This is a genomic window from Pseudomonas sp. MIL9, from assembly GCF_016887925.1.
GTDB lineage: Bacteria > Pseudomonadota > Gammaproteobacteria > Pseudomonadales > Pseudomonadaceae > Aquipseudomonas > Aquipseudomonas mohnii.
In genome coordinates this window covers 57,715-83,353 of record NZ_JAFEHE010000030.1, presented here as the reverse complement: position 1 = coordinate 83,353, position 25,639 = coordinate 57,715, and the positions used below count along the sequence as shown (strand labels likewise).

Below are 25,639 nucleotides of genomic sequence, written 5' to 3'. Positions count from 1 at the left end.
TTGACGCTGAATCAGCGGCGGAACAGCCCGCCACCGGCGCCAAATGCGCGATGGGGCTGGCAGCAATTCGCGGCGGGTGGGGCCAGCGGACCTGACCACCGAAAAAAGCATCGCCGCAGGTCATGGAAAGGCCCCGAGGTTTTATCGATTGGCTTAAAGTCGAATGCGGCATTTTTTTGCGATGTGGTATTTAATTCAGGCCACTACAAATAATCACACCAGGAGACAGTCATGTTCCAAGGTATTTTGATCGAGAAAGACGACAGCGGTTACCGGGCCACGCTGCAGCAGATCCATGACGACCAATTGCCCGAGGGCGATGTGACTGTACGTGTCGCCTACAGCACGCTGAATTTCAAGGACGGCCTGGCGATCACTGGTAGCAGCCCGGTGGTGCGAAAATTCCCGATGGTGCCAGGGATCGATCTGGCGGGCACTGTCGAAGTCAGCGGGCATCCGGACTACAAGGTGGGTGACAACGTCCTGCTCAATGGCTGGGGGGTGGGTGAGGGGCATTGGGGCGGTCTGGCGCAGAAGGCACGCCTCAATGGCGACTGGCTGATTCCGCTGCCCAAGGCGTTTACCGCCGCCCAGGCGATGGCCATCGGCACGGCGGGCTACACGGCGATGCTGTGCATCCTCGCGCTGGAGCATAACGGTGTGACGCCCGGGCAAGGCGAAATCCTGGTGACGGGCGCCAATGGCGGCGTAGGCAGTTTCGCTATCGCGCTGTTGAGCAAACTTGGTTACCGCGTGGTGGCGTCCACCGGCCGTATTTCGGAACACGACTACCTCAAGCAACTGGGGGCCAGCGAAATCATCGACCGCGCCCCGCTGTCCGAGCCGGGCAAGCCTTTGGCGAAGGAGCGCTGGGCTGCGGTCATCGATTCGGTCGGCAGTCACACCCTGGCCAATGCCTGCGCCAGCACCAAGGCCAATGGTACGGTCGCTGCCTGTGGTCTGGCCCAGGGCATGGATTTCCCGGCCTCTGTCGCGCCGTTCATCTTGCGTGGCGTGACCCTGGCGGGCATCAACAGCGTGACGCAACCCAAAGCGAAGCGGGTCGAGGCGTGGAATCGTCTGGCCCGGGATCTGGACTTTGACCTGTTACCACTGATCAGCCACGAAATCGGTTTGAGCGAAGCGATTGATGCGGCGCCACGCTTGCTCGCCGGCCAACTGCGGGGCAGGGTTGTCGTCGACGTGAATCGCTGACAAACCAGCGATCCCGCCTGCGGCAGATCCCATATGGGCATGCGGTCACCGTGTTTACCGCTACTGCGCTTCCCGTTCCAGCAACTGCCGCTTGCGTTCCACGCCCCAGCGGTACCCCGACAGATTGCCATCGCTGCGCACCACGCGGTGGCAGGGAATCGCTACCGCCAGGCTGTTCGCGCCACAGGCTTGAGCCACCGCGCGAACGGCTTTTGGGGCGCCGATTTGCCGGGCGATATCGGCGTAGCTGGCCGTGCTGCCGACGGGAATATCCCGCAGGGCTTGCCAGACCCGCTCCTGAAACGCCGTGCCACGCACATCCAGAGGCAGGTCCAGGCCCAGCGCCGGGGCCTCGATGAAACCCACAACCCTGGCGATCAATTGCTCGAAGTCTTGATCGGCACCGATCAGATTGGCCCGCCGGAACTTGTCCTGCAGATCGCAGACCAGTTGCTGCGGATCGTCCCCCAGCAGAATGGCGCAAACCCCGCGCTCACTCTGCGCCACCAGAATCGCGCCCAGCGAACATTGGCCGACGGCAAACCGAATGTCGTTGTTCTGGCCGGCGGCGCGGTAATCCGTGGGTTTCATGCCCAGAAGTTGATCCGCCGTTTCATAAAAACGGCTGTTGGAGTTGAAGCCGGCGTCGTACAGCGCGTCGGTCACCGAACCGCCATCCGTCAAACGCTCGCGAACTCTGCGGGAACGATGGGCTGCGGCGTAGCCCCTGGGTGTCAGGCCGGTGACAGCCTTGAACACTCGATGAAAGTGAAAACTGCTCAGGCCCGCTGTCTCGGCCAGTTCGTCCAAGGCCGGGAGCGTTTCCGCGCTTTCGATCTGCCGGCAAGCGGCGGCCACGGTGGCGGCATGCTGCGCGGCCACGGCGCTTTGATCCTTCGCCGCGCGTTTGCTCGGACGGTAACCCGCTGCTTGTGCCTGTTCGGCCGTGTCGAAGAACTCGACATTCTGAGGTTTCGGCAAGCGCGCCAGGCTACTGGGATTGCAGTAGATGCCGGTGGTTTTCACGGCATAGACAAATTGCCCATCGGCTTGTGGGTCGCGAGCGACGACGGCGGCCCAGCGTGGGTCGAGTTCAGCGGTGTTTTTTGTCGTATGGCTTGTCATGGCTGGAAGTCCGTTGACCTGTTTACGGCAGATTAACCACGTCGGCGTGCCGTCACACTCCGGTGCTTGCGGTCAAATTCGACAGGTTTATCCCGCCGTGCGGAAGGTGAAGTTGATCCGCTGTTCGCCCAGCAGTGAATGCTGGCCTTCCTTGATCGGCAGGACACCGTGATAGCGCAAGCGATCAACGCCGCCCCATACCACTATGTCGCCGTGCAGCAGCGGTACACGCTGGCTTTTATCGCTGCGTTCAAAGCCACCGAACAGGAACATTGCCGGTAACCCGAGCGATACCGAGACGATCGGCGCGGCGTAGGTGCTTTCGTTTTTGTCCTGATGCAAAGACATTTTCGCCCCCGGGAGGTATCGGTTGATCAGGCAGGAATCGGGGAGAAAGTCGCTGAATCCAGCCTCTTGCGCGGCGGCCTGAGCCAACTGCAAGAAAATCCCTGGCATGTCCGGCCACGGCTGGCCTGTCTGCGGATCGTGGCGCGTGTAGCGATAACCGCTACGGTCGGTGGTCCAGCCCAAAGTGCCACAACTGCTCAGGGCGACCGACATGGTAAAACCGCCAGGCGTAATCATCTGCCGAAACGGTGCCGCTGCCAGCACGGCCTCCAGTGCCGGCAGTAAACGCTCCAGCCAGGGCAGGGCAAAGCCCCTCAATACATATGACTGTTCGCCGATCTGCTCGCGCCGGGGTTGCTGCACGGGTTCCGCGTCGGCGAACAGATCAGGGGTGGTCGGCTTCATGGTGTTCATACTGCATCGTGGAAAATAATGCCTAGGGTATGCCGTTTTCCGCTGTGCAGGCGACTGACTCCGTGACGCATCGTCACCCGGTAGTCGCCGCGAGTACCTTTGACCGGCCGTTGACTGACCGCAAAGATCACGCCGTCTCCCTTCTTAAGATCTATAACCTGTGGGCGTGTTTGCATGCGTGGGCGCTGTTCGGTCAGCACGAACTCGCCGCCGGTGAAATCTTCCCCCGGTTCTGACAGCAAAATCGCCACTTGCAGCGGGAACACGTGTTCGCCGTAGAGGTCCTGATGCAAGCAGTTGTAGTCCTGGGGCCCATATTGCAGCAGTAATGGCGTCGGGCGTTGCTGGCCGGCAGCGTGGCAAAGGGCGAGGAAATCTTCATGGACCTGGGGAAAACGGTTCGGCAAACCCATCCGTTCGTGCCAGCGATTGGCAATCGGCACCAGTCGTGGATAGAGCGCCTGGCGCAATCGGGCGACGAGATCCGGTAACGGGTACCGGAAGTATTTGTACTCGCCACGGCCAAATCCGTGGCGAGCCATGATCACTTGCGAGCGAAAGGGCTCGGATCGAGGGTAGAGGTCGCTGATCGAGTCACAGGCGTCTTGGCTAAACAGCGAGCGCAGGACGACGCAACCGTCCTGATCGAGTTGCTGTTCCACTCGCGCCCAGTCGATGGACATGGTTCCGACTCCTTGAATAAAGGTGAGACGGCCAGTCTAGGGGGCGGTGATGGCGCGAACACTCCGACACTTGCGGTCGAATTTTCAACGCCGGGAGCAGACATCCATACTGCCACTCCCCAGTGCGTTACAGCGCCTTGCTGACGCTGATATCGCTGATGACGTCGTCGCTCTGGCCATGAATGGCGTCCAGCGCGGCCTTGGCCTCTTCCGGGGTCCCGTGTTCGAGCTGGGCAAATTCGAAGCGACGCTCGCCGTTGAGCTTGTATTTGATGACGTATTTGGTCGTTTGGGCCACGGTCATACCTGTCTGTGTGCGGACTGGGGTGTCACTCAGCTCAATTTCGAGCTGGAGCGGCGGATGATCTTGATCGAGTGAGTCAGGGTCGGTTTACGGGTCACGCTGATCGCCCGGCGGTTGACGGTGTCGATGGTGATGTTCCAGAAACCGGTGCTCGGCGCGGTGATGCGGGCCGGAAAGGTGTCGAACGCGCCACCGTGGTAGGTGTGACGGCCGCCATTCTTGAAGCTGCGGAAGTTGGCGTCGTTCATCAAGCGGATGTTGCACATTTGGGAGCATTGGATGACGACGATGTCGTCTTCATTGAGGTGCTCGCGCTGGTGGATAAATTTCATGGGCGCCTCCAGAAGGGCTTTTTCTACAAAATCAAAACGATAGCAATGGGCAATTGGCGCAGTTTATCAGCCCGCAGGCGTTATTATCGGGTCGTTGAGGTCCGATTTGGCAATAAAAAACCGATATCGGGCAATCCTTGGGCGTTAAATGCAGTATGCCTTGGAGAAAAACAGCGTCTGTGCTGTCGGAGGGTCTTTATTGGAGGTTTTATATGAAGTGGGGTGCGTGGGTCCTGCCGTTGTTTCTGGCAATCAGTGGGTGTGCAAGTGTTGCGGAGATCAGCGAGACACTGCCTACCATTAACGTGATTTCAGGCAAGAAGCCCCATGAGTACGCGCAATGCCTGAGCGAAAAGCTCGCCAGCAGCCGTGGTGCCTTGCAGATAGAAACGCATAAGGAGGACGTACGAGTCATCGTGCCGCAGAAGTTCTCGTCCGGACCGGCCGCCGTATTCGATATCGAACATCGTTCCGGCGGCAGCAGCATCAAGCTGCATGAGCGTATTTCCAATGTTCCCCTGCGCCCTCGGGATGTGCGCGATGCTGCCACCGAGTGCATTTCCGGCTGATACAATGCCAACGGTCAGCACCGATGCCGTCAAAGCAAGACTTTGGCGGCATTGTCATTTCTGGAGTCGAGCATGAAGCGAGAGCAAGTACGGGAGCGCCATTCAAAGGGGCAGGTCTCTGGCACCCACGTGATTCAGAACCCGGCAGATCCGGGCGAATGGATTGTTTTTTTCAAGAAAAGCGGAGGGCGCAGTTTTTTTCTGGTGGACGACAACGATGAAGTGGAATCCTTCAGTCGCCTCGACGACCTGATCGAAACGGTGCGGGGCCTGGGTATCAAGTTCGCCGAAATCCACATGTAAAGCCCGCACGCCTTACTTGCAGACCACCACCACGCTGCGATTCTTGTAGTTGCCGACGTCGACGCCCAGGGTTTTGTCGCTTTCCTTGGTGGCGGGCGTGCCATCGGTGCCCACAATCCGGTAACCGGTGCCGGCGCAGGAGGCGTCGGCCTTTTCGTAGCAGGTGGCCCAGGAGTTGGCTTCCCCGGAACAATCGATGGCCAGACCCTGTTCGCCGTTATTCAAGTACGTGGTTTGGGACGTCGCACAGCCACTCAGGGCCAGTACCGCGATCAGTGGCAAGAATTTAGTCATGTCGTTGTCGTCGTCAAAGAGGTGGGCAAAAGCTGTGACAGCGTCGGCAGCAAAAGGTTATAGCGATAGGCCACTTGTTGCCGATATTCATGAAAAAGCCCTGCGCAATGGCAGGGCTTGGGTGCCGATCAGTTCTTGTCCTTGCCGCGTCGCTTGGGCTCCGGGTGCTCCAGCTCCAGCACCGACGCCACTTCGATCGCCATGGCTTCGGTCGGAAAGGGTCCGGCAATATTCTCACCGGCGACACTGCCTACCCACCATTGTCCGTCCATTGCCTTGTTGATCAGGAAACCGTTGACGCTCTTTGCTGCCGACATCTATCTGCCTCGTTGGCTGGTTCAATGGCGCCATGATAACGCCAAATGCACGCAGCGGGTGCGGATGGGCGTATGGTGGGCCGATTGCCCGTTCAGATGACAAACCGTGCAAGTCTGGCGGTGTCTGCTATCAATAACAGGCTGCTGAGCAATCTTCGGAGCTCCCGGTGGAACTATCCGCCGAAATATTTCTCTATGATGGCATCGGTTAGCCAGTGCGGGGCATTGTAAGGTGCTCTCCGCCTGATTAGACTGCGCCGAAACTCGTACACACAGCCCTTTCAAGGACTTTTATGATCAAGAAATGCTTGTTCCCAGCAGCCGGTTACGGTACTCGCTTCCTGCCAGCGACTAAAGCCATGCCCAAAGAAATGCTGCCGGTGGTAAACAAGCCACTGATCCAGTACGGCGTCGAAGAAGCTCTGGATGCCGGTTTGACCGAGATTTCCATCGTTACCGGTCGTGGCAAGCGCGCCCTGGAAGACCACTTCGACATCAGCTACGAGTTGGAAAACCAGATCAAGGGCACCGACAAGGAAAAATACCTGGTCGGTATCCGCCGCCTGTTGGATGAGTGCTCGTTCTCCTACACGCGCCAGACGGAAATGAAAGGTCTGGGCCATGCCATCCTGACCGGTCGCCCGCTGATCGGCGACGAACCGTTCGCCGTGGTGCTGGCGGATGACTTGTGCGTCAACCTGGAAGGTGACGGCGTACTCAAGCAGATGGTCAAGCTGTACAAGCAGTATCGCTGCACCATCGTCGCGATCATGGAAGTCGACCCGCAAGAAACCAGCAAATACGGCGTGATTGCAGGCGACCTGATTGGTGACGATCTGTACCGCGTGCGCAACATGGTCGAGAAGCCAAAACCGGAAGATGCCCCGTCGAACCTGGCGATCATCGGTCGTTACATCATGACGCCGGACATCTTCAGCCTGATCGAACAGACCGATCCAGGCAAAGGTGGCGAGATCCAGATCACTGACGCCCTGATGAAACAGGCGCAGGACGGTTGCGTGATTGCCTACAAGTTCAAGGGCAAGCGTTTCGACTGTGGTGGCGCCGAAGGTTACATCGACGCGACCAACTTCTGCTTCGAAAACTTCTACAAGACTGGCAAGGCTTACTGATAGCGCCTTTGCTGCTTGTACTGAAAAAGCCACCTTCGGGTGGCTTTTTCATTTTCTGGCCCTATATCGATAGCAGCGCTTGCCCAACCCATCGCGGCGGGTATGCTGATGGCCTGCCGAGGAGATAGAAAATGGCCTACGATTTTGACCTTTATGTGATTGGTGCCGGTTCTGGCGGTGTGCGGGCTGCCCGATTTGCAGCCGGTTTCGGCGCGAAAGTGGCCGTGGCCGAGAGTCGCTACCTGGGTGGTACTTGTGTCAACGTCGGCTGCGTGCCGAAAAAATTGCTGGTCTACGGCGCGCACTTCGCCGAAGACTTCGAACAGGCTTCGGGTTTTGGCTGGAGTCTGGATGAAGCGCAGTTCGATTGGGCGACGCTGATCGCCAACAAGGACCGCGAGATCAATCGCCTGAACGGCATATATCGCAACCTGCTGGTCAACAGTGGCGTGACCTTGCATGAAGGCCACGCCATGATCGTCGACCCGCACACGGTCGAGATCAATGGCGAGCGCCACAGTGCCAAACACATCCTGATCGCCACCGGCGGCTGGCCGCAGATTCCGCAGATTCCGGGGCACGAACACGCGATCAGCTCCAACCAGGCGTTTTTCCTCAAAGAGCTGCCCAAGCGTGTGCTGGTGGTCGGCGGTGGCTACATCGCCGTCGAGTTCGCGGGGATTTTCCACGGTCTGGGCGCGAAAACCACGTTGCTCTATCGCGGCGAACTGTTCCTGCGCGGTTTCGACGGTTCGGTGCGCAAGCATTTGCAGGAAGAGCTGACCAAGCGCGGCATGGACCTGCAATTCAATGCCGACATCGAGCGCATCGATAAACAGGCCGATGGCAGCCTGAAGGTGACGCTCAAGGACGGCCGGCAACTGGAGGCTGACTGTGTGTTCTACGCCACCGGCCGGCGTCCGATGCTGGATAACCTGGGGCTGGAAAACACCGGGGTGAAACTCGACAAGAAAGGTTTCGTTGAGGTGGATGAGCAGTACCAGACCGCTGAGCCGTCGATTCTGGCGCTCGGTGATGTGATCGGTCGCGTTCAGCTGACCCCCGTGGCACTGGCCGAGGGCATGGCAGTGGCCCGTCGCCTGTTCAAGCCTGAGCAGTATCGTCCGGTGGATTACAAAATGATCCCGACGGCAGTGTTCAGCTTGCCGAACATTGGTACCGTCGGTTTGACCGAAGAAGAAGCGCGCGACGCGGGGCACGATGTGGTGATCTTCGAAAGCCGTTTCCGGCCGATGAAGCTGACCCTGACTGAGTGCCAGGAGCGTACGTTGATGAAGCTGGTGGTGGATGCCGCGACCGACAAGGTGCTGGGCTGCCACATGGTCGGTCCAGAGGCGGGTGAGATCGTCCAGGGCCTGGCGATTGCCTTGAAGGCTGGCGCCACCAAGCGCCACTTCGACGAGACCATCGGCGTGCACCCGACGGCCGCCGAAGAGTTCGTCACCATGCGCACGCCGGTTACCGGCTAATCGTCCTTGGCGGTGTCTGGCGCTGTCGCAACGGCAGCCGCCAGACGCTCGCTTTCTTCCAATTCTGCCTGTGCCTTGATCAATTCGATTTCCAGCGACTTGTTGATCTGCAGCTGTTCATCGACGTTCTGTTTCAGCGACTGACTTTCCAGCAGGGCGACGCGCAGGCGTTCCTGGAGGAGGGTGCGTTCGCCGTCAACGCGATTGGCCTGTTCCAGTAACTGATCCTGGCGACTGTTGCTCTGCTTGAGCTGCTCTTGCAGCGAACTCAGCTCGCGCAGGGTTCCCCGGTTTTCTGTCAGCAAGCGTTCGTTGTCGCGGTGCAACTGGGTGATTTCATCCTGGCGCACCAACGCGCTCTGCTGGGCCTGGCGCAACTCCATCTGCAACTGCTGCACCTGGCTTTCATGGCGGCTGTGTTCCTGTTCGCGCTGCTCTTTAACGGCGTTGCGGTAGTGCTCCAGCGCGTCTCGGGCATGCAGGTGTTTCTCTTCGAGCGAGCGGATCTGCTCGTCCTTGTCTTGCAAGCGCAATTCGAAATCTGCCAGTGCCTGATTCAATCCGGCATTGCGGGTTTGTTCGGTCTGCAGCATGGAGCGGGTGCTGTGCAGGGCCTCGGATTCCTGAGCCAGTGCCAGGCTCTGGAGTTCGTAGTGTTGCTGCAATTGCGTATTGGCCAGCTCGGCCTCGTGCAGCCGGGTTTCCAGGTCCTTGCGTTGCTGTTCGAACTGCTCGCGGGCCTGGTCAATGGGTTCTTGTGCCTGTTCCTTCAGGCGTTGCGCCAGTCGTGACACCAGGGCCAGCAACTCATCGTCGATAGGCTCCGGCGCTTCCGTGTCATCAGGTTGAGTGCCTTCCCCCAGTTCTTTCAGGTAGCGATGGATCGTGGTTTTCGAGCCTGTATTACCCATCTCGATCCGTACTGCATCGATGCTCGGGTTTTCGCCACGGGCGAGGATCGCCAGACGCGCGGCTTGAACCACTGCTTTGTTAACGCCGCCACGGGCCATGATTACTCCTGCGATTTTGATGTGTGGTACGTAATGCCATATTACGCATTGTACCATCGAATATTAAAAGATAAATACAGGCGACGAATGACACGGGATATACTGGTATTACCCCGTGTGATAACCGGAAAACCGGTGTTTCACCTGTAAAAGCGGTACGCATTCGAGAGTTGGACCCATGAGTGAGCTGGATCGTTACCTGCAAGCGGCGACGCGCGACAACACCCGCCGTAGCTATCGCGCAGCCATCGAACACTTCGAAGTCAGTTGGGGCGGGTTCCTGCCGGCAACGGGCGACAGCGTGGCGCGGTATCTGGTGGCCCATGCTGGCGTGTTGTCGATCAATACCCTGAAGTTGCGGTTGTCGGCGCTGGCCCAGTGGCACAACAGTCAGGGGTTCGCCGACCCGACCAAGGCGCCTGTGGTGCGCAAAGTGTTCAAGGGGATTCGTGCGCTGCATCCGGCTCAGGAGAAACAGGCCGAGCCGCTGCAACTGCAGCACCTTGAGCAAGTCATCGGCCGGCTGGAGCAAGAGGCGCAAACGGCCAGGGCCGAGTGTGATCGTCCGGGGTTGCTCCGCGCCCGGCGAGACACCGCGTTGATTTTGCTCGGCTTCTGGCGTGGCTTCCGTAGCGATGAGTTGTGTCGCCTGCAGGTCGAGCACGTGCAGGCCAGCGCCGGTTCGGGTATCAGCTTGTACTTGCCGCGCAGCAAGAGTGACCGTGAAAACCTCGGCCGGACCTACCAGACGCCGGCATTGCAGCGGTTATGCCCGGTGCAGGCCTACATCGACTGGATCGGTGAAGCGGCATTGGTCCGTGGTCCGGTGTTTCGCGGCATCGACCGCTGGGGGCATCTGAGCGAGGAGGGCTTGCACGCCAACAGCGTCATTCCCCTGCTGCGCCAGGCATTGGGGCGTGCGGGCCTTGCGGCCGAGCACTACACCAGTCACTCGTTGCGCCGCGGCTTTGCCTCGTGGGCGCATCAGAGCGGCTGGGACTTGAAGTCGTTGATGAGCTATGTGGGCTGGAAGGACATGAAGTCCGCCATGCGTTACATCGAAGCCAGTCCGTTCCTGGGCATGGCCCGCCTCTCGGAGAAACCGCTGGAGCCGTAAATTCGGTTTTCTTCTATTAATAAGGTTGGCTAATAGCGAAAGCCAATCAGCGGCATGAGGTTTGCCAATGAGCCAACCGTCCGTCGAGTGAGTAAAGTTCTCTCCATCAACTTCTTAACCCCGATGGAGAGTCAACGATGCCTATCATCAACAGCCAAGTTAAACCGTTCCAAGCGACCGCCTACAAAAACGGCGACTTCGTACAAGTCTCGGACGCTGACCTGAAAGGCAAGTGGTCTGTCGTTTTCTTCTACCCGGCTGACTTCACTTTCGTTTGCCCAACCGAGCTGGAAGACCTGGCTGACAACTACGATGCCTTCCAGAAGCTGGGCGTCGAGATCTACAGCGTTTCCACCGACACTCATTTCGCCCACGCTGCCTGGCACAACACGTCGCCAGCGATCGGCAAAATCCAGTACACCATGATTGGCGACCCGACCCACGCCATCTCCCGCAACTTCGACGTGCTGATCGAAGAAGCGGGTCTGGCTGACCGTGGCACCTTCGTGATCAACCCTGAAGGCCAGATCAAGATCGTCGAGCTGAACGACGGTGGTGTAGGCCGCGACGCTTCCGAACTGCTGCGCAAAATCAAGGCTGCCCAGTACGTCGCTGCTCACCCAGGCCAGGTTTGCCCTGCCAAGTGGAAAGAAGGCGAGGCCACTCTGGCGCCGTCCCTGGACCTGGTCGGCAAGATCTAAGTCTGTGACGCGCTTCATCAGGGCGGACTTCCGCACCTTCTAAGCAAGCTGCACCGCCCAATAAAAACGCCCGGGCGAGATTCGCTCGGGCGTTTTTTTATGCCAGTAAACACAAAGGAAATCGCCCGTATGTTGGACGCCAATCTTAAAACCCAGTTGAAATCGTACCTGGAACGGGTCACCCAGCCGATCGAGATCGTTGCATCCCTCGACGACGGTGCGAAATCCCGGGAAATGCTCGAACTGTTGAAAGACGTTGCCAGTCTTTCCACCCAAATTACCTTGCTCGACAACGGTGACGATGCACGCAAGCCATCGTTCTCGATCAATCGCCCGGGCGCCGATATCAGCCTGCGTTTCGCCGGCATCCCGATGGGCCACGAATTCACGTCGCTGGTGCTGGCCTTGCTGCAAGTCGGCGGCCACCCCTCGAAGGCCAGTGTCGAAGTGATCGAACAGATCCGCTCTCTCAAGGGCGAGTTCAACTTCGAGACCTACTTCTCGCTGTCCTGCCAGAACTGCCCGGACGTGGTCCAGGCGCTGAACCTGATGGCGGTGCTGAACCCGAACATCCGTCACGTCGCCATCGACGGCGCGCTGTTCCAGGCTGAAGTCGATGAGCGCCAGATCATGGCGGTGCCCAGCATCTACCTCAACGGTGTGAACTTCGGCCAGGGGCGCATGGGCCTGGAAGAAATCCTCGCCAAGATCGACACCAGCGGCATTGAGCGGCAAGCCGAGAAGATCAGCGCCAAGGAAGCCTTTGATGTGCTGGTGGTCGGCGGTGGCCCGGCCGGTGCTTCGGCGGCGATCTACGCAGCCCGCAAAGGCATTCGTACCGGTGTGGCGGCGGAGCGTTTTGGTGGGCAGGTGCTGGACACCATGGCCATCGAAAACTTCATCTCCGTGCAGGAAACCGAAGGACCGAAACTGGCGGTAGCGCTGGAAGAACACGTCAAGCAGTACGACGTGGACATCATGAACCTGCAGCGCGCCGACAAGTTGCTACCCGGCAAGGACGGTGAGCTGCACGAAGTGCACTTCGCCAGCGGTGCGAAGCTCAAAGCCAAAACCGTGATCCTGGCGACCGGTGCGCGCTGGCGCGAAATGAACGTGCCGGGTGAGCAGCAATATCGCAACAAAGGCGTGGCGTACTGCCCGCACTGCGACGGCCCGCTGTTCAAGGGCAAGCGTGTGGCGGTGATTGGTGGCGGTAACTCGGGTGTCGAAGCGGCTATCGACCTGGCGGGTATCGTCTCCCACGTGACGCTGCTGGAGTTCGACGTACAGCTGCGCGCCGATGCGGTCTTGCAACGCAAGCTGCACAGCCTGCCCAACGTGACCGTGATCACTCATGCGCAAACCACTGAAGTCACCGGCGACGGTCAGAAAGTCAATGGCCTGCACTACAAGGATCGCAAGAGCGATGAGCTGCGGACCGTGGAGCTGGAGGGGATCTTCGTGCAGATCGGTCTGCTGCCCAACACCGATTGGCTCAAGGGCACCATCGAGTTGTCGCCGCGTGGCGAGATCATCGTCGATGCCCGTGGCGAGACCTCGGTACCGGGCATATTCGCCGCTGGCGACGTGACCACCGTGCCGTACAAGCAGATCGTGATTGCCGTGGGCGAGGGCGCCAAGGCTTCCCTGAGTGCGTTTGATCACTTGATTCGCACGTCGGCTCCGGCGTAAACGGTAGTCGCCGAAACGAAAAAACCCATGAGCAATCATGGGTTTTTTTGTGTCCGCGATCATTGTGGGAGCCGGCTTGCCGGCGATGGCGATTTCAAGGATGCCATCGCTGGCAAGCCAGCTCCCACAAGACGGGGTTTTGCATCACAGCGGCGCAGGCTGAATGATCTCGACCCAATAGGCATCCGGGTCCTTGATGAACGCCAGGCTTTTCATGCGACCGTCATTCAGGCGCTTCTGGAAATCGCAGCCCAGCGCTTCGAAGCGCTCGCACGCGGCCACGATGTCCGGCACCGAAATGCAGATGTGGCCAAAGCCACGTGGGTCGGTGTTGCCATTGTGATAGGCGAAGTCCGGGTCGTTCTCGGTGCCGTGGTTGTGGGTCAGTTCGAGAATGCCGGGGATCGATTTCATCCACTCGGTGCGTGCGGCGGCGTCGGCCGGGATCTGGCTCTTGTCGACCAGTGCGAGGAAATACAGGCTGAATTCCGCTTTCGGGAAGTCGCGTTTTTCCACCAGTGAGAAACCGAGGATGCGCGTGTAGAAGTCCAGGGATTTGGTGATGTCCTTGACCCGCAGCATGGTGTGGTTGAACACGAATTTCTGGGTCGCCGTATCAGGCTGCGCGGTCACGCCGGGAAAGCTGTTCAGTTCTTGCAGGCTCATGGGCCCTCCGGAAAACAAGTGGGGCTGAAGAATGGCGACAATGATACGCAAGGGCTCTGACATCACCAAACCAACACCGTCGGCTATTGCCTGGCGGCCGGTCGAAGCTCAGACTTCCGGCCACAATTGGCGAGTGTTCATTGCAATGATTCGATTCGGTAAAACGTTGTTCCTCTTGATGGGTGTGCTGTCAACGGTCGCCATGGCTCAGGCCGATGCGCCGGTCATGCCCTGGCCAGCCGGCTGGCAAATCGAAGACGTGCCGCAAGGTGACGGCAAAGCGGATGTCAGTCGCCAGCGCGCAGTGAAAAACAATCAGGCTGGCGAGCCGGTCATGGTGATGGAGCTGACCATGACCCAGGTGGAAACCGGTCATCAGGTCAATCTGGAAGCTGTGCTGCTGGAGATGCGCAAGTCCGTGCAGAAAGGCTTTTATCAGAGTGGCTATCAAAGTGCGTGCAGCCGGATTCATGCGACAACCTTGAGTCGATTACCGGCTTTGGAAACGACTTCCACCATCACGCAAAACGGTCGTCATGTGCTCTCGCAAACATTGGTCGCTGCGGTGGACGCCGATAAAGCCTACGTTCTTTCCTATGCGGGGCAGGCTGACGCTTATAAAGCGAGCCAGGATGAAATAGAGGCGGCACGTAACGGCTTGAAGCTTTAGTTGAAGACTTCAATAAACGCGGTTTTCAGTACGTGCACAAATGTTTAGATACCCAAAGGGATTAAGCATAAAGTTGATCGGCAAGTAGAGAGTTGAGCGACCCTCGTTGCTGAATTTAGAGGGTGTTCATGAAAAAGCCCTGCATTCGCAGGGCTTTTTGTCTCGGCGCGAGTGCTTAGCCGCGCAACCAGGAATCAACGGTCGAGGCACCGTATTGTTCCTTCCAGGCTTTCAAGCCGCGGTGGTTGCCACCCTTGGTTTCAATCAGTTCACCGGTGTGCGGGTTCTGATAGACCTTGACCACGCGAGCGCGACGGGTTTTAGGCGCAACGGCCTGTTGCAGACCGGATTTTGCCGGGTTCGGATCGAGAATGGCGATGATGTCGCGCAGGCTCTTGCCGTAGGTTTTCATCAGTCCTTGAAGCTTTTCTTCGAATTCGATTTCTTTCTTGAGCCCGGCATCGTTCTTCAGGGATTCAAGCTGCTTGAGCTGTTCTTGAAGGGCCTTTTCAGCGGCACGAAATTCAGCGAGTCTGGACAATATCTTTACTCCAATAGTGTGTTTGGCTGATACCAACCGCAAACAAAGCTATAAGCCAAAAGCTTTGAAGCGACCCGGTGATAACGGCTCACCCGCCAAATTACGGCAGGCATGAAAAATTGTAGTAGTTAATTGCTCAAGAGTAAATCATGTCTTTTCTGTCATGTAACAAGAGTTGTTTTTTGATTCAAATGGGTGCACGGCAACGTTACCACATCGCTTAAAGCCGCTAGTTAATGGTCGCTTAATGCACTAATGAACTCGACGCCAGGCATCGGCCTGCCGTACAGATAGCCTTGTAGAAAGTTAACGTTATGAGCGGTCAGGTAATCACTTTGCTGCTGGGTCTCCACACCTTCGGCAACCATTGCCAGGCCGAGTTTGATCGCCAGTTCGATGATGCTGTCCAGAATATGGCTGGAAAGGGTATCGATGCCGATCATGGCGACGAAACTCTGGTCGATCTTCAGGTAGTCCACGTTGAATTGACGCAGATAGCCGAGACTGGAGTGACCGGTGCCGAAGTCGTCGATGGCGATCTTTACGCCGAGATCACGAAGTTGGTCGAACAGTTGATGAGTGATGGCTGTCGGTTCGATCAATTCGCGTTCGGTCAATTCCAGTACCAGGTGCACGGAGCCGGGGGCGAAAGCCTCGAGAAACTGGCGGCAATCCTTGACCAGGTCAAGGCCCTGGCAATGGCTGGCGGTGATGTTGATGCCGATATGAAACGGTTCCTTGAACGATGCCGACAGCGGCGCGAGCAACGTGGCGGTCTGTTGCATCAAAGATCGGGTCATTGGCACGATCAGCCCGGAGTATTCGGCAAACGGAATAAACAGGTCGGGCCGCACCAGGCCTTCTTTCGGGTGGTTCCAGCGCATCAGCACTTCAATACCGGACAACTTTTTACTGTCGCCATGCACGACCGCCTGGAAATACGGGACGAACTCCGCCGCATCCAGCGCACGTTGCATTTCATGAGTCGGTGATGACGTACGCTTCTGTAGAAAATGCCCGAGCGATCCGGAAATCACGCCGAAAAAGATCAACAAACAGAACAGGGGGGGATACTGGCTGCGCATGTAACGCCAGGTTTCGCCTTTGGGAAATCCGGCCGTCACACTGAAACCATACCGTGACGAGCCGAGATTGCTTTGTGCAGTTGGCATGGCGGGTGGCGCGTCTTCATGAAACTGGCCATCGGCCGTCAACCAATTGGGCCCGACCTGCAGTACCAGCAATGTCTGGCGACCAATCAGGCGCAACACGTTACTCAGGTGATAACCGTCCAGTGTGCTCATCGCGCCCTGTTTGCCTTTGCCGAGGCGATACACCAACAGCGCGGTATCAGGGGTGACAGGGTTGCCCTTCATCAACAGTAACCGGCCTTGGCTGAAGTCCCCGGCAACGAGCTTCTCGTGATAGTCGCCGAACAAAGAACTGCAATAAATGGCATCGTCCCATATCAGGATGGTCGAGCGTACAAAGGGGCGTCGCGTGACTTGTTCGCGCAGGGCCAGATTGACGTCGATACAACTTTGCCCGGCCAGTGGCAATAATTCCCGGGCAGCCTGGGCGGTGTTGTCGAGCATGAGGTCGAACTGGCGAATGGCCTCTTCGGCGGTTTGTTGAGCACTTTGTTCGAGCGCCCGTCCAGCCTGGATATAGAGGATGGCGGTGCCCAACAAGACCGGAAGCAATCCGCTCAGCAGAGTGACGGCCATCCTGATGCGGCGTGTGCGGGTTTTGGCTCTCAGTGGCATTCAAGAAACCTGTAGCGATGAAAGGGCTCTCAAATGCTGGCAGGGCGAAATGCCTCCCATGAAGAGTTCGGGTACGAGCCATGATAGTTGGCCCTTGTCACTTGTGCCGCTCACCGGTTACTCAGCCGCTCGGCGAGTTTGATGAAAGCCAGCGTCGCCGGTGACGCCTGGCGGCGGTCGAGTACCGCCAGGCCGACCTGCCGCGCCACCGGTGGCGACAGCGGTTTTTTAACATGGCGATTGTCACCGTGCTCGGGCAGCGAACCCTCGGCGACCACGGTCAAACCGTCGCCGCGTCCAACCGTATCCAGCGTGCTCAGCAATTGCGAGCAACGATAGCGGATATTGGGGGTCAGGCGCGCGGCATTGAACAGGCGAGAAACCAGCTCCGAAGAGCCAGCCTCGGTCAGTACAAAAGGGTCATCGCACAGCTCGCTCAGGCTGACGCTGTTGCGGGTTGCCAAAGGATGGCCAGCCGAGAGCAGCGCAACCATTTGATCTTCGACCAGCGCAACGGTGTCGAAACGCTCTTGCGGCAGCACCACGAAACCGACATCGATTCGCCGTTCTTCCAGCCACTGGATCACCTGACGGTCCGGACCTTCGTCGATATGGATCTCAATGCCAGGGTGCTCGGCGCGGTAGTGGCGCAGGATATCGGGCAACAGTTTGATCGAAGACGTGGGCCCGAACGAGCCGATACGCAACGTGCCGCGCTTCATCCCACGGGCATCCGCCGCTTCCTGGCGCAACGTATTGGCCAGGCCCAGCATGGCACGGGCGCGCAGCAGCAGTTGCTGGCCGATGTCACTCACCTCCACCGTTGACTGATGGCGGTGCAACAACTCGACCCCCAATTCCTGTTCCAGCGACTTGAGGGCATGGGAAACCGCGGATTGGGAGATCCCCAAGCGATGGGCTGCCGCCGTGAAGCCGCGCAGTTCGGCGACGAGGGAGAAAATCTCCAGTTGGGTAAGGGTCATGAGTATTTACTCATTTTACGATGACTTGGCATTAGTCGAATCATACGCCATACCGCCCATCACCCGTTCCGGAGACGTATGACTACTCATGAGAAATACCTGCCAAGCCCGACGGATACGCCGGTTTATTTGAAACTGGCGGCGGTCACCATGATCTGGGGCGGTACCTTCGTGGCCGGGCGGTTTCTGGCTGATAGCCTGAGCCCTTTGTTTGCCGCCAGCTTGCGCTTCCTGCTGGCGAGCACATCACTATTACTGTTCTTGTTGATGTCCCGCATCCCATTGGCCCGACCCAGTCCAGGGCAATGGCTGCAGCTGGCACTGCTGGGCTTTTGCGGGATCTTTTTCTACAACCTGTGCTTCTTTTATGGCCTGCACTACATCAATGCTTCGCGAGCATCGTTGATCGTGGCCTTGAACCCTGCCGTTATCGGATTGGCCTCTTGGCTGCTATTCAAGGAGCGTCTGGGCCGGGCGAAGATTGCCGGCATTGCGATCTGTATCGTCGGCGCGTGCCTGGTCATCGTCAGCCGCCATCCGCAACTCTTGGCCGGCAAGGCCGATGCCTGGATCGGCGATCTGCTGATTTTCGGCTGCGTGCTCGGTTGGGGCGTGTATTCGCTGTTTTCCAAGGCGCTGAATCAAAGCCTGGGCCCATTGCAAACGGTGACCTGGTCAATTCTGCTGGGCACATTGATGCTGTGGATTGCCAGCGCCATCCGAGGCGAGTTGAGTGTGGCCGCGCTTGTCCAGCTTGGCCCTCAACAGTGGTTGAGTCTGATGTACCTGGGCGTCTTTGGCTCGGCTCTGGCCTATATCGGCTATTACGACGGCATTCGCAAAATCGGTGCGACCCGTTCCGGGGTGTTCATCGCTTTGAACCCGTTGACGGCCGTGATCCTCGGGGCGCTGCTGTTGGGTGAGCAACTGACACTGGCCATGTGCCTGGGAGGAGGGCTGATCCTGACCGGGATTTTCCTGTGCAATAAACCCCTTGCGCGTGCAGGGAAAAAGGGGATTTGATACAGAAGGCGGACAAACTGATTTACGCTGTGTAGAATCAGGTTACGCATACAAGAATAAACGACTTCTGGCAGCAGAAGCCTCGCCCGCAAAAGCCTTGGGTCGACAATGAAGATATTCGGGTTTCAATTGATCTTTGGTGATTTCCTCGCCCGCAGTGTGCGGGGTATCTCCTGCGCGCCACCCTCCGGCCTCAGCATCGCTGGCAACTAACGTTTGTTAATTCCAAAAGCATGATGAGGCGCCAAAATGGCAGATTTATACGAAAACCCAATGGGCCTGATGGGTTTTGAATTCATCGAATTCGCATCGCCAACCCCGAACACCCTGGAGCCGATCTTCGAGATCATGGGCTTCACCAAAGTCGCGACCCACCGTTCCAAGGACGTGCACCTGTATCGCCAGGGCGCGATCAACCTGATCCTCAACAACGAGCCGCACAGCGTGGCCTCGTACTTCGCGGCCGAGCATGGTCCATCCGTGTGCGGCATGGCGTTCCGGGTCAAGGATTCGCAAAAAGCCTACAAGCGTGCGCTGGAACTCGGCGCACAGCCGATTCACATCGAAACCGGTCCGATGGAGCTGAACCTTCCGGCGATCAAAGGCATCGGCGGCGCGCCGCTGTACCTGATCGACCGCTTCGGCGAAGGCAGCTCGATCTACGACATCGACTTCGTGTTCCTCGAAGGCGTCGATCGCAACCCGGTCGGAGCGGGCCTGAAGATCATCGACCACCTGACCCACAACGTGTATCGCGGGCGCATGGCCTACTGGGCGAACTTCTACGAGAAGCTGTTCAACTTCCGCGAAATCCGTTACTTCGACATCAAGGGCGAATACACCGGCCTGACCTCCAAGGCCATGACCGCGCCGGACGGCATGATCCGTATCCCGTTGAACGAAGAGTCGTCCAAGGGCGCCGGGCAGATCGAAGAGTTCCTGATGCAGTTCAATGGCGAAGGCATCCAGCACGTGGCCTTCCTCAGTGATGACCTGATCAAGACTTGGGATCACCTGAAAAGCATCGGCATGCGTTTCATGACCGCGCCGCCGGACACCTACTACGAAATGCTCGAAGGCCGTTTGCCGGACCATGGCGAGCCGGTGGGCGAACTGCAAGCGCGGGGCATTCTGTTGGATGGTTCGTCGGTGTCGGGTGACAAGCGACTGCTGTTGCAGATCTTCTCGGAAACCCTGATGGGGCCGGTGTTCTTCGAGTTCATCCAGCGTAAAGGCGATGATGGTTTTGGCGAGGGCAACTTCAAGGCGCTGTTCGAATCCATCGAACGCGACCAGGTCCGTCGTGGTGTGTTGGCCACCGACTAAGCCATAACGCCTATAAACCTGTGGGAGCGAGCTCGCTCCCACATTGGGTTCTGGGTGAGGTCAAGGTCGGCGTTGTCGCATCAAATGCTTGAACCCTTCGAACACCAGCACCAGCACCGCCATCCAGATCGGGATATAGGTCAGCCATTCGCCGGCCTTGATGCTTTCCCCCAGCAGCAACGCGACGCCCAGCAACAGCACGGGCTCGACGTAACTCAACAGTCCGAACAGGCTGAACGGCAGCAAGCGACTGGCGATGATGTAGACCACCAGCGCCGACGCACTGATCACGCCGAGCAACGGGATCAGCAGCGACAGCCATGGATGCTGGTCAAACACGTTGAAGCCCTGTTCACCGCTCTGCACGAACCAGAATGCCACCGGCAGGGTCAGGCTCATGTCCAGCCACAAGCCGCCGAGGTTGTCCGTTGCCAGTCGCTTGCGCAGGACGAAATAGGTGGGGTAGCCGATGCACACCAGCAAGGTTGCCCAGGAAAATCCACCGACCTGATACACCTCGTTGATCACCCCGAGGCAGGCGAAAAACACGGCGATTTTTTGCAGGTAGGAGAGGCGTTCGCCATAGACCAGTCGGCCGGTCAGGACCATGGTCAGCGGCAACAGGAAGTACCCCAGCGACACATCCAGGCTATAGCCATTGAGTGGCGCCCACATGAACAGCCAGAGCTGCACGCTGACCAAGGCCGAAGAGAGGATCAGGGCGAGCACCAGAACAGGCCGGCCTGCGACTCGCCGCACAATGTCGACGACGCGTTTCCACTCCCCGGACACCACCATGAACACGGTCATGCACGGCACCGTGAGCAACATGCGCCAGCCAAAAATTTCCACGCCACTCAAGGGGCTGAGCAGCGACGTGTAGTAGTACATGACGGCAAACAGCACCGAGGCTGAAACCGATAGAGCGATACCTTTAGACAAACTGTCCTCGCGAGGTTGAAGGTGAAACGGGGTGCGGAGGATACGCGGTTTTTGTGCAGAATATTGGCCGTATGATCAATATTCACAACATTCTGGGCAAGACCCGAAACCCTGTGGGAGCTGGCTTGTCGGGTCGCCGCATCGCAGCGACCCGACAAGCCAGCTCCCACAAGTGAAATGTACCGTCAGTGGCTACGCGGTTTACGGCCCGACACGAAATGACTCACGTCATTGAACCCCGGCGTCGACGCATGCCCCGGCGTCACCAGCGAATCGATGAACGCTTCATCTTCAGCCGTAATCTTCACTGCCTGGGCTTTAGTGTAGGCATCCCATTGCGCTTCGGTACGCGGGCCGACGATGGCCGACGTCACGGCGCTGTTGTTCAGCACCCAGGCAATGGCGAACTCGACGATGCCGACGCCACGGCTTTGGGTGTACTGCTGGATCTGCTGGGCGATGCGCAGCGACTCGACGCGCCATTCGGTTTCCAGGATGCGTTTGTCCTGGCGTCCGGCACGGCTGTTGGCGTCCGGGGTGACATCCGGTGCGTACTTGCCGCTGAGCACGCCGCGCGCCAACGGACTGTAAGGCACCACGCCCAGGCCGTAGTTTTGTGCGGCGGTGATCTGCTCGGTTTCGGCCTGGCGGTTGACGATGTTGTACAGCGGCTGGCTGATCACCGGCCGGTCGACGCCCAGTTGGTCGGCAATGCGAATCACCTCGGCGATGCGCCAGCCACGATAGTTCGACAGGCCCCAATAGCGGACCTTGCCCTGGCGGATCAAGTCGCCGATGGCCGACACCGTGACCTCCAGGGGCGTGTTGTGGTCTTCGCGGTGCAGGTAATAGATGTCGAGGTAGTCGGTGCCCAGGCGCGTCAGACTGGCTTCGATACCGTTGAAGAGGTGTTTGCGGTTCAGACCGCTACGGTTCGGCACGCCGTCCACCGGGCCGAAACCGACCTTGGTGGCCAGCACCCATTCCTGACGGCGACTGGCGATTGCTTCGCCGACGATTTCTTCCGAACGGCCATGGGTGTAGACGTCGGCGGTGTCGATGAAATTGATGCCCTGATCCCAGGCCTTGTCGATGATCCGCAGGGAATCTTCGGTGCTGGTCTGTTCGCCGAACATCATGGTGCCCAGGGTCAGGGTGGAAACCTGCAGTCCCGAATGACCCAGCGTGCGGTAGCTCATGACGAAGTCCTTTTTACCGGTGGAAAGGCTCAATCAAATACCAGAACACGTGCAGGGAGCAAAATGAAAAATCGATCAACTTCCAATCCAGTCACGCGGCACCCACCGGGTTTTGTGGAAATGAGCAATAATCGTGTGACCGCCAGTGCAGGGGGACCGGCGTTATTGTTTGTGGCGGTTGGCCGCCTGGATGCATCGGAACTGGAGAATGCCCATGAAAGTCGTGATCGCCCCTGATTCGTTCAAAGACAGCCTCAGCGCCCAATGCGCGGCCGATGCCATCGCCCTCGGTTGGGCGCAAGTCTGGCCCGATGCGCAGTTGATCAAATCCCCGATGGCTGACGGCGGGGAGGGGACGGTGGAGTCAGTGCTGGCGGCGACCGATGGCGAACCGCGCCGTACTTTCTCGGTTCGCGGGCCGTTGGGCGCGCTTGTGAATCCCGCTTGGGGCTGGTTCCCCGACAGCCATACCGCGATCATCGAAATGGCCGAAGCCAGCGGCTTGCAGTTGGTCCCGGTGGATCAGCGCGATGCGTGCATCAGCAGCACGTTCGGCACCGGGGAGTTGATTCGCGCGGCCCTCGACGCAGGGGCGCAGCGGGTGATCCTGGCCATCGGTGGCAGTGCGACCAATGACGGTGGCGCCGGGGCCATGCAAGCGCTGGGCGTGAAGCTGCTCGACGCACAGGGCCAGTCTCTTGCACCGGGTGGCCTGGCGCTCGGGCAATTGGCACGCATCAGTCTGGAGGACCTCGACCCGCGTCTGGCCAACGTGCGTTTCGAGATTGCGGCGGATGTGGACAATCCACTGTGCGGGCCTGACGGCGCCTCGGCAATATTCGGTCCGCAAAAAGGTGCCTCGCCCGAGCAGGTTGAGCAATTGGATCGTGCGCTTGGGCATTTTGCCGATCACTGCGCCAACGTGTTGGGAAAAGACCTGCGTGACGAGCCGGGCAGTGGTGCAGCGGGCGGCCTGGGGTTTGCGGCGAAGGCATTTCTGGGGGCGCAATTCAAGGCGGGGGTCGAGTTGGTCGCCGAATTGATCGGGCTGGCTGAAGCCGTGGCCGGCGCCGATCTGGTGATTACCGGCGAAGGGCGTTTCGACGCGCAAACCCTGCGGGGCAAGACACCGTTGGGTGTGGCGCGCATTGCCCGACAGAGCGACGTGCCGGTCATCGTCATCGCCGGTACGTTGGGCGAGGATTATCAGGCGCTGTACGAACACGGCATCGGCGCCGCGTTCACCCTGGCGAGCGGGCCGATGACGCTGGAGCAGGCCTGTATCGAAGCCCCGCGTCTGTTGCGTGAACGGGCCACGGACATTGCCCGGATCTGGCAGATGGCCCGGCGCAAACACTCAGGCGTATAGCACCCGGCTCGCTGTACTTTGCGCCAGCGTCACGCTGTCGGGAATGCCCGGCAGCGCATGGCGCGACCTCCCTCCCCATGATCCACCAACGGCTGAACCATCACGTCGACCAACGCCAGGGCCTCGTCCAGATACCCCATCAGGGTTTCGGTCGTGGCCTCGGGGTGGACACTCAACAGTGCGCGGCGCGGCTTGTATGTCGGCGCACACGACGGCAAAAAACGCGGGTACCTGTCAACTTTGACAGTATCGCGTTAAAAAAAAACGGCGCTTAATTTGCCCAGGTCTTGGGACCGGGCAGAAAGACAGGGGGCGTCGCAGTCGTTGAGCCATATGTTGGACCTGCCAGAAAGTTTTGCCAGCCATGAACCTGTTCATGGCTGAACTGAAACGGATGTGGAGAGTTAAACATGGCAAGTTCATTTAAAAGACTGACGGCCGAACAGGTGCGGGCCAATTATCGGAAGCAATTTTTTGTCGCCGATTTGGAGGTCCCTAAAATCGTGGATGCCATGCCCGGGGATCCCGACGGTTTGATTCACAAGGACAAGCTTGGCGCAGCGTTGAAAGTTGAAATTCCGGTGTGGGATGACCGGCCTCCTTTTTCAGGAGTTTTCAATGTGTTGACCCTGGAGTGTCTGCTTTCTAGTTCACCCGAATGGGTACGTATCGGCGCTCCGAAAGATATTCCCTGGCCAGGCGATCTGCCTGACGACGAATTTCCGCTGGAAGAGGAGATCCCTCTCCATATTTTCAGAGACTATGAGGGTGAGATTTCGTTTCGCTACCTCGTAAAGAACTGGCATGACAATTCTGTAAGGGCATCTCCAGCGGCTCCGCTGACCATCGACAGGACCGGGCCGCTGTGGGCAGATCCCGAGCATGCGGTGATCGATATCGTCGAAAAAACCGTGATCACCGATGCCGTTCTGGCACGCGATAACGGGGTCTTTTGCGTGATTCCCGATTTTATCGAGGCTAAAAGGACCGATGTTCAGGTTATCGTCGCCTGGCTGGATAGAGTGCCTTTGCCCACCGAGGATATTACCCAGTTCGTCGTGCTTTTTACTCCCCTGCCTCCCGACCGCAAAGTGTTGGTGCCGGCTGATTTTGTGCGGCGATATGGCTCGAAAACCCAATACGCCGTGGCCTTCTTGCAAGACAAGGCCGGCAACCGTGGCGAAATGTCGTTACCGGCGACGGTGAACGTTGCGCTGGGCACGCTGCCCAGTGGCTTGCAGCGCTGCACGGTGCCTCTGGCCGCTGATGGCGTGATTGATCGGGCCGATGCGGCTTTTCCAACCAAGGTTCATATCCCGATGTATACAGGGTGGAACCCCGACGACGGCGTTGTGGTGAGTTGGGGGAACACGGAACTCGCCCGGACTTCTGTCGGTGCGCACCTGCCGTTTGATCTGATGATCTCTGTGCCCTGGGCTCATATGGCCGGCGAGTACGACTTCAATTCAGCCACCCATGTGCAACCCGTCAAGGTGGATTACAAGATATTGAGAGGCGACTATACGGATCCGACGGGGCATTCGATGTTTAAGCTTCTCCTTGCAGCACTTATGGTAGGGGGAGATGAAATGCTGGAAACGGGAGCCAGTTCGATTTCGAGGTCGGCTGCTGGCACTGCAACAAGTGCAAGTCCAATTCCCAAAAAGATGGTCGACCTTGGTGCTAAAAGTCGGTTCACACTTCCGTCAGCTCAAGCAAGCGTGGCTGCGCCGCGCAGCGCGCCAAAAATCAATCCGCCAACTCCGGTGGAGCATGGGGCTTTAGCAAGCACATCTTCGACATCAGCAAGTCGAGCCTCGAAACCGGCCACCGCATCGGCAGGGAAGCGACCGGAATTGGTAAAAGGGGCTTTTGAACAAAATAGAATTAATTTTCCGGAAATGTACAAAAGAGTCCAAGCTGAAAATGCCCCAGGCGCAGTCGTATCCACAAAGTTGGTAGGGGGGATGGAGACTTTTAATCTCAAGGCTGTTGCAGGCGAGGACTCCTATTTTGGGCTGCAAAAACGCATAACAGGATTGCGCAAACCAGAGAAAAGAGCGCGAGATGGTCGCTTTCAATGGGAGCAAAATTAACGGATAGCCGG

The 25,639-nt window shown here is 58.4% G+C and carries 27 protein-coding genes and 1 pseudogene; 13 read left to right on the top strand and 15 right to left on the bottom strand.

All coding sequences use genetic code 11. The features are described 5' to 3' along the window. Positions 1 to 231: 231 nt before the first annotated feature. On the top strand, positions 232 to 1,215 hold the full coding sequence (locus JQF37_RS27370; RefSeq protein ID WP_204149867.1) for an MDR family oxidoreductase: 984 nt from the start codon (positions 232 to 234) through the stop codon (positions 1,213 to 1,215). 60 nt (positions 1,216 to 1,275) lie between these two features. Here the strand turns inward: JQF37_RS27370 and ada are convergent, their stop codons facing one another. From ada to JQF37_RS27345, 5 genes are all read right to left on the bottom strand, one after another. After that, positions 1,276 to 2,340: a bifunctional DNA-binding transcriptional regulator/O6-methylguanine-DNA methyltransferase Ada gene (ada, locus tag JQF37_RS27365; RefSeq protein ID WP_130210246.1), complete on the bottom strand. Its 1,065-nt coding sequence runs from the start codon at positions 2,338 to 2,340 to the stop codon at positions 1,276 to 1,278. A gap of 87 nt (positions 2,341 to 2,427) precedes the next feature. Further along, entirely contained in the window at positions 2,428 to 3,093 is a 666-nt protein-coding gene (gene alkB, locus JQF37_RS27360) for a DNA oxidative demethylase AlkB (RefSeq protein ID WP_130210338.1), read from the bottom strand. Positions 3,094 to 3,098: 5 nt separating this feature from the next. Beyond that, positions 3,099 to 3,785: a 2OG-Fe(II) oxygenase gene (locus JQF37_RS27355; RefSeq protein WP_130210248.1), complete on the bottom strand. Its 687-nt coding sequence runs from the start codon at positions 3,783 to 3,785 to the stop codon at positions 3,099 to 3,101. Between the two features lie 127 nt (positions 3,786 to 3,912). Further along, positions 3,913 to 4,083, bottom strand: a complete 171-nt coding sequence (locus tag JQF37_RS27350) for a hypothetical protein (RefSeq protein ID WP_189340466.1) — start codon at positions 4,081 to 4,083, stop codon at positions 3,913 to 3,915. A 35-nt stretch (positions 4,084 to 4,118) separates the two neighbouring features. Beyond that, positions 4,119 to 4,421, bottom strand: coding sequence for a DUF1883 domain-containing protein (locus tag JQF37_RS27345; protein ID WP_057400164.1), 303 nt, complete (start codon positions 4,419 to 4,421; stop codon positions 4,119 to 4,121). 212 nt (positions 4,422 to 4,633) lie between these two features. On the opposite strand from JQF37_RS27345, the gene JQF37_RS27340 reads away from it, so the two are divergent. Next, the gene (locus JQF37_RS27340; RefSeq protein WP_130210250.1) at positions 4,634 to 4,990 is read left to right on the top strand and encodes a hypothetical protein; all 357 of its coding nucleotides are present in this window, start codon (positions 4,634 to 4,636) and stop codon (positions 4,988 to 4,990) included. Positions 4,991 to 5,062: 72 nt separating this feature from the next. After that, positions 5,063 to 5,293, top strand: a complete 231-nt coding sequence (locus tag JQF37_RS27335) for a hypothetical protein (RefSeq protein WP_047529438.1) — start codon at positions 5,063 to 5,065, stop codon at positions 5,291 to 5,293. A gap of 12 nt (positions 5,294 to 5,305) precedes the next feature. Here JQF37_RS27335 and JQF37_RS27330 read toward each other — a convergent pair whose 3' ends face one another. Both JQF37_RS27330 and JQF37_RS27325 read right to left on the bottom strand, forming a co-directional pair. Continuing rightward, positions 5,306 to 5,587, bottom strand: coding sequence for a hypothetical protein (locus JQF37_RS27330; protein WP_047529436.1), 282 nt, complete (start codon positions 5,585 to 5,587; stop codon positions 5,306 to 5,308). Positions 5,588 to 5,715: 128 nt separating this feature from the next. Beyond that, positions 5,716 to 5,904 (bottom strand): hypothetical protein, encoded by a 189-nt coding sequence (locus JQF37_RS27325; protein WP_130210252.1) that lies wholly within the window; start codon positions 5,902 to 5,904, stop codon positions 5,716 to 5,718. Between the two features lie 293 nt (positions 5,905 to 6,197). On the opposite strand from JQF37_RS27325, the gene galU reads away from it, so the two are divergent. After that, positions 6,198 to 7,037, top strand: a complete 840-nt coding sequence (gene galU / locus JQF37_RS27320; RefSeq protein WP_047529432.1) for a UTP--glucose-1-phosphate uridylyltransferase GalU — start codon at positions 6,198 to 6,200, stop codon at positions 7,035 to 7,037. A gap of 131 nt (positions 7,038 to 7,168) precedes the next feature. Continuing rightward, the gene (gene gorA, locus JQF37_RS27315) at positions 7,169 to 8,527 is read left to right on the top strand and encodes a glutathione-disulfide reductase (protein WP_130210254.1); all 1,359 of its coding nucleotides are present in this window, start codon (positions 7,169 to 7,171) and stop codon (positions 8,525 to 8,527) included. Here the strand turns inward: gorA and JQF37_RS27310 are convergent. After that, positions 8,524 to 9,537 carry a DNA-binding protein gene (locus JQF37_RS27310; protein ID WP_130210256.1) on the bottom strand — a complete coding sequence of 338 codons (1,014 nt, stop codon included), beginning with the start codon at positions 9,535 to 9,537 and terminating at the stop codon, positions 8,524 to 8,526. The genes gorA and JQF37_RS27310 overlap by 4 nt on opposite strands. A gap of 178 nt (positions 9,538 to 9,715) precedes the next feature. Here JQF37_RS27310 and JQF37_RS27305 point away from each other — a divergent pair, with 178 nt between their 5' ends. From JQF37_RS27305 to ahpF, 3 genes are all read left to right on the top strand, one after another. Next, a complete protein-coding gene (locus tag JQF37_RS27305; RefSeq protein ID WP_130210258.1) occupies positions 9,716 to 10,654 on the top strand; it encodes a site-specific integrase in 939 nt (312 codons plus the stop codon). Positions 10,655 to 10,791: 137 nt separating this feature from the next. Further along, the gene (gene ahpC / locus JQF37_RS27300) at positions 10,792 to 11,355 is read left to right on the top strand and encodes an alkyl hydroperoxide reductase subunit C (protein WP_130210260.1); all 564 of its coding nucleotides are present in this window, start codon (positions 10,792 to 10,794) and stop codon (positions 11,353 to 11,355) included. Between the two features lie 129 nt (positions 11,356 to 11,484). After that, a complete protein-coding gene (gene ahpF, locus JQF37_RS27295; RefSeq protein ID WP_130210262.1) occupies positions 11,485 to 13,047 on the top strand; it encodes an alkyl hydroperoxide reductase subunit F in 1,563 nt (520 codons plus the stop codon). 144 nt (positions 13,048 to 13,191) lie between these two features. Here ahpF and gloA read toward each other — a convergent pair whose 3' ends face one another. Beyond that, positions 13,192 to 13,713, bottom strand: coding sequence for a lactoylglutathione lyase (gene gloA / locus JQF37_RS27290; protein WP_130210264.1), 522 nt, complete (start codon positions 13,711 to 13,713; stop codon positions 13,192 to 13,194). A gap of 145 nt (positions 13,714 to 13,858) precedes the next feature. On the opposite strand from gloA, the gene JQF37_RS27285 reads away from it, so the two are divergent. Continuing rightward, on the top strand, positions 13,859 to 14,383 hold the full coding sequence (locus tag JQF37_RS27285) for a DUF4946 domain-containing protein (RefSeq protein ID WP_204149872.1): 525 nt from the start codon (positions 13,859 to 13,861) through the stop codon (positions 14,381 to 14,383). A gap of 175 nt (positions 14,384 to 14,558) precedes the next feature. Here JQF37_RS27285 and JQF37_RS27280 read toward each other — a convergent pair whose 3' ends face one another. From JQF37_RS27280 to JQF37_RS27270, 3 genes are all read right to left on the bottom strand, one after another. Then, complete coding sequence (locus JQF37_RS27280) at positions 14,559 to 14,924, bottom strand: histone-like nucleoid-structuring protein, MvaT/MvaU family (protein WP_047529417.1); 366 nt, start codon at positions 14,922 to 14,924, stop codon at positions 14,559 to 14,561. A gap of 233 nt (positions 14,925 to 15,157) precedes the next feature. After that, positions 15,158 to 16,690, bottom strand: a complete 1,533-nt coding sequence (locus JQF37_RS27275; RefSeq protein WP_130210266.1) for a cyclic diguanylate phosphodiesterase — start codon at positions 16,688 to 16,690, stop codon at positions 15,158 to 15,160. Positions 16,691 to 16,800: 110 nt separating this feature from the next. Next, positions 16,801 to 17,673: a LysR family transcriptional regulator gene (locus JQF37_RS27270; protein WP_130210268.1), complete on the bottom strand. Its 873-nt coding sequence runs from the start codon at positions 17,671 to 17,673 to the stop codon at positions 16,801 to 16,803. Between the two features lie 78 nt (positions 17,674 to 17,751). Here JQF37_RS27270 and JQF37_RS27265 point away from each other — a divergent pair, with 78 nt between their 5' ends. Both JQF37_RS27265 and hppD read left to right on the top strand, forming a co-directional pair. Further along, complete coding sequence (locus JQF37_RS27265; RefSeq protein WP_130210270.1) at positions 17,752 to 18,696, top strand: EamA family transporter; 945 nt, start codon at positions 17,752 to 17,754, stop codon at positions 18,694 to 18,696. A 249-nt stretch (positions 18,697 to 18,945) separates the two neighbouring features. Continuing rightward, positions 18,946 to 20,022, top strand: coding sequence for a 4-hydroxyphenylpyruvate dioxygenase (gene hppD / locus JQF37_RS27260; protein WP_130210272.1), 1,077 nt, complete (start codon positions 18,946 to 18,948; stop codon positions 20,020 to 20,022). A 60-nt stretch (positions 20,023 to 20,082) separates the two neighbouring features. Here the strand turns inward: hppD and rarD are convergent, their stop codons facing one another. Both rarD and JQF37_RS27250 read right to left on the bottom strand, forming a co-directional pair. Continuing rightward, positions 20,083 to 20,964, bottom strand: coding sequence for an EamA family transporter RarD (gene rarD, locus JQF37_RS27255; protein WP_130210274.1), 882 nt, complete (start codon positions 20,962 to 20,964; stop codon positions 20,083 to 20,085). 185 nt (positions 20,965 to 21,149) lie between these two features. Beyond that, on the bottom strand, positions 21,150 to 22,163 hold the full coding sequence (locus tag JQF37_RS27250; RefSeq protein ID WP_130210276.1) for an aldo/keto reductase: 1,014 nt from the start codon (positions 22,161 to 22,163) through the stop codon (positions 21,150 to 21,152). Positions 22,164 to 22,377: 214 nt separating this feature from the next. Between JQF37_RS27250 and JQF37_RS27245 the strand changes: the two genes are divergently transcribed. Further along, on the top strand, positions 22,378 to 23,532 hold the full coding sequence (locus tag JQF37_RS27245) for a glycerate kinase (RefSeq protein ID WP_130210278.1): 1,155 nt from the start codon (positions 22,378 to 22,380) through the stop codon (positions 23,530 to 23,532). On the opposite strand, the pseudogene JQF37_RS27240 reads toward JQF37_RS27245, so the two are convergent. Beyond that, a pseudogene (locus tag JQF37_RS27240) lies at positions 23,521 to 23,711 on the bottom strand (hypothetical protein); the annotation flags it as partial. The gene JQF37_RS27245 and the pseudogene JQF37_RS27240 sit on opposite strands and share 12 nt — an antisense overlap. 231 nt (positions 23,712 to 23,942) lie before the next feature. Between JQF37_RS27240 and JQF37_RS27235 the strand changes: the two are divergent. After that, on the top strand, positions 23,943 to 25,628 hold the full coding sequence (locus tag JQF37_RS27235) for a hypothetical protein (RefSeq protein WP_130210280.1): 1,686 nt from the start codon (positions 23,943 to 23,945) through the stop codon (positions 25,626 to 25,628). Positions 25,629 to 25,639: the final 11 nt, after the last annotated feature.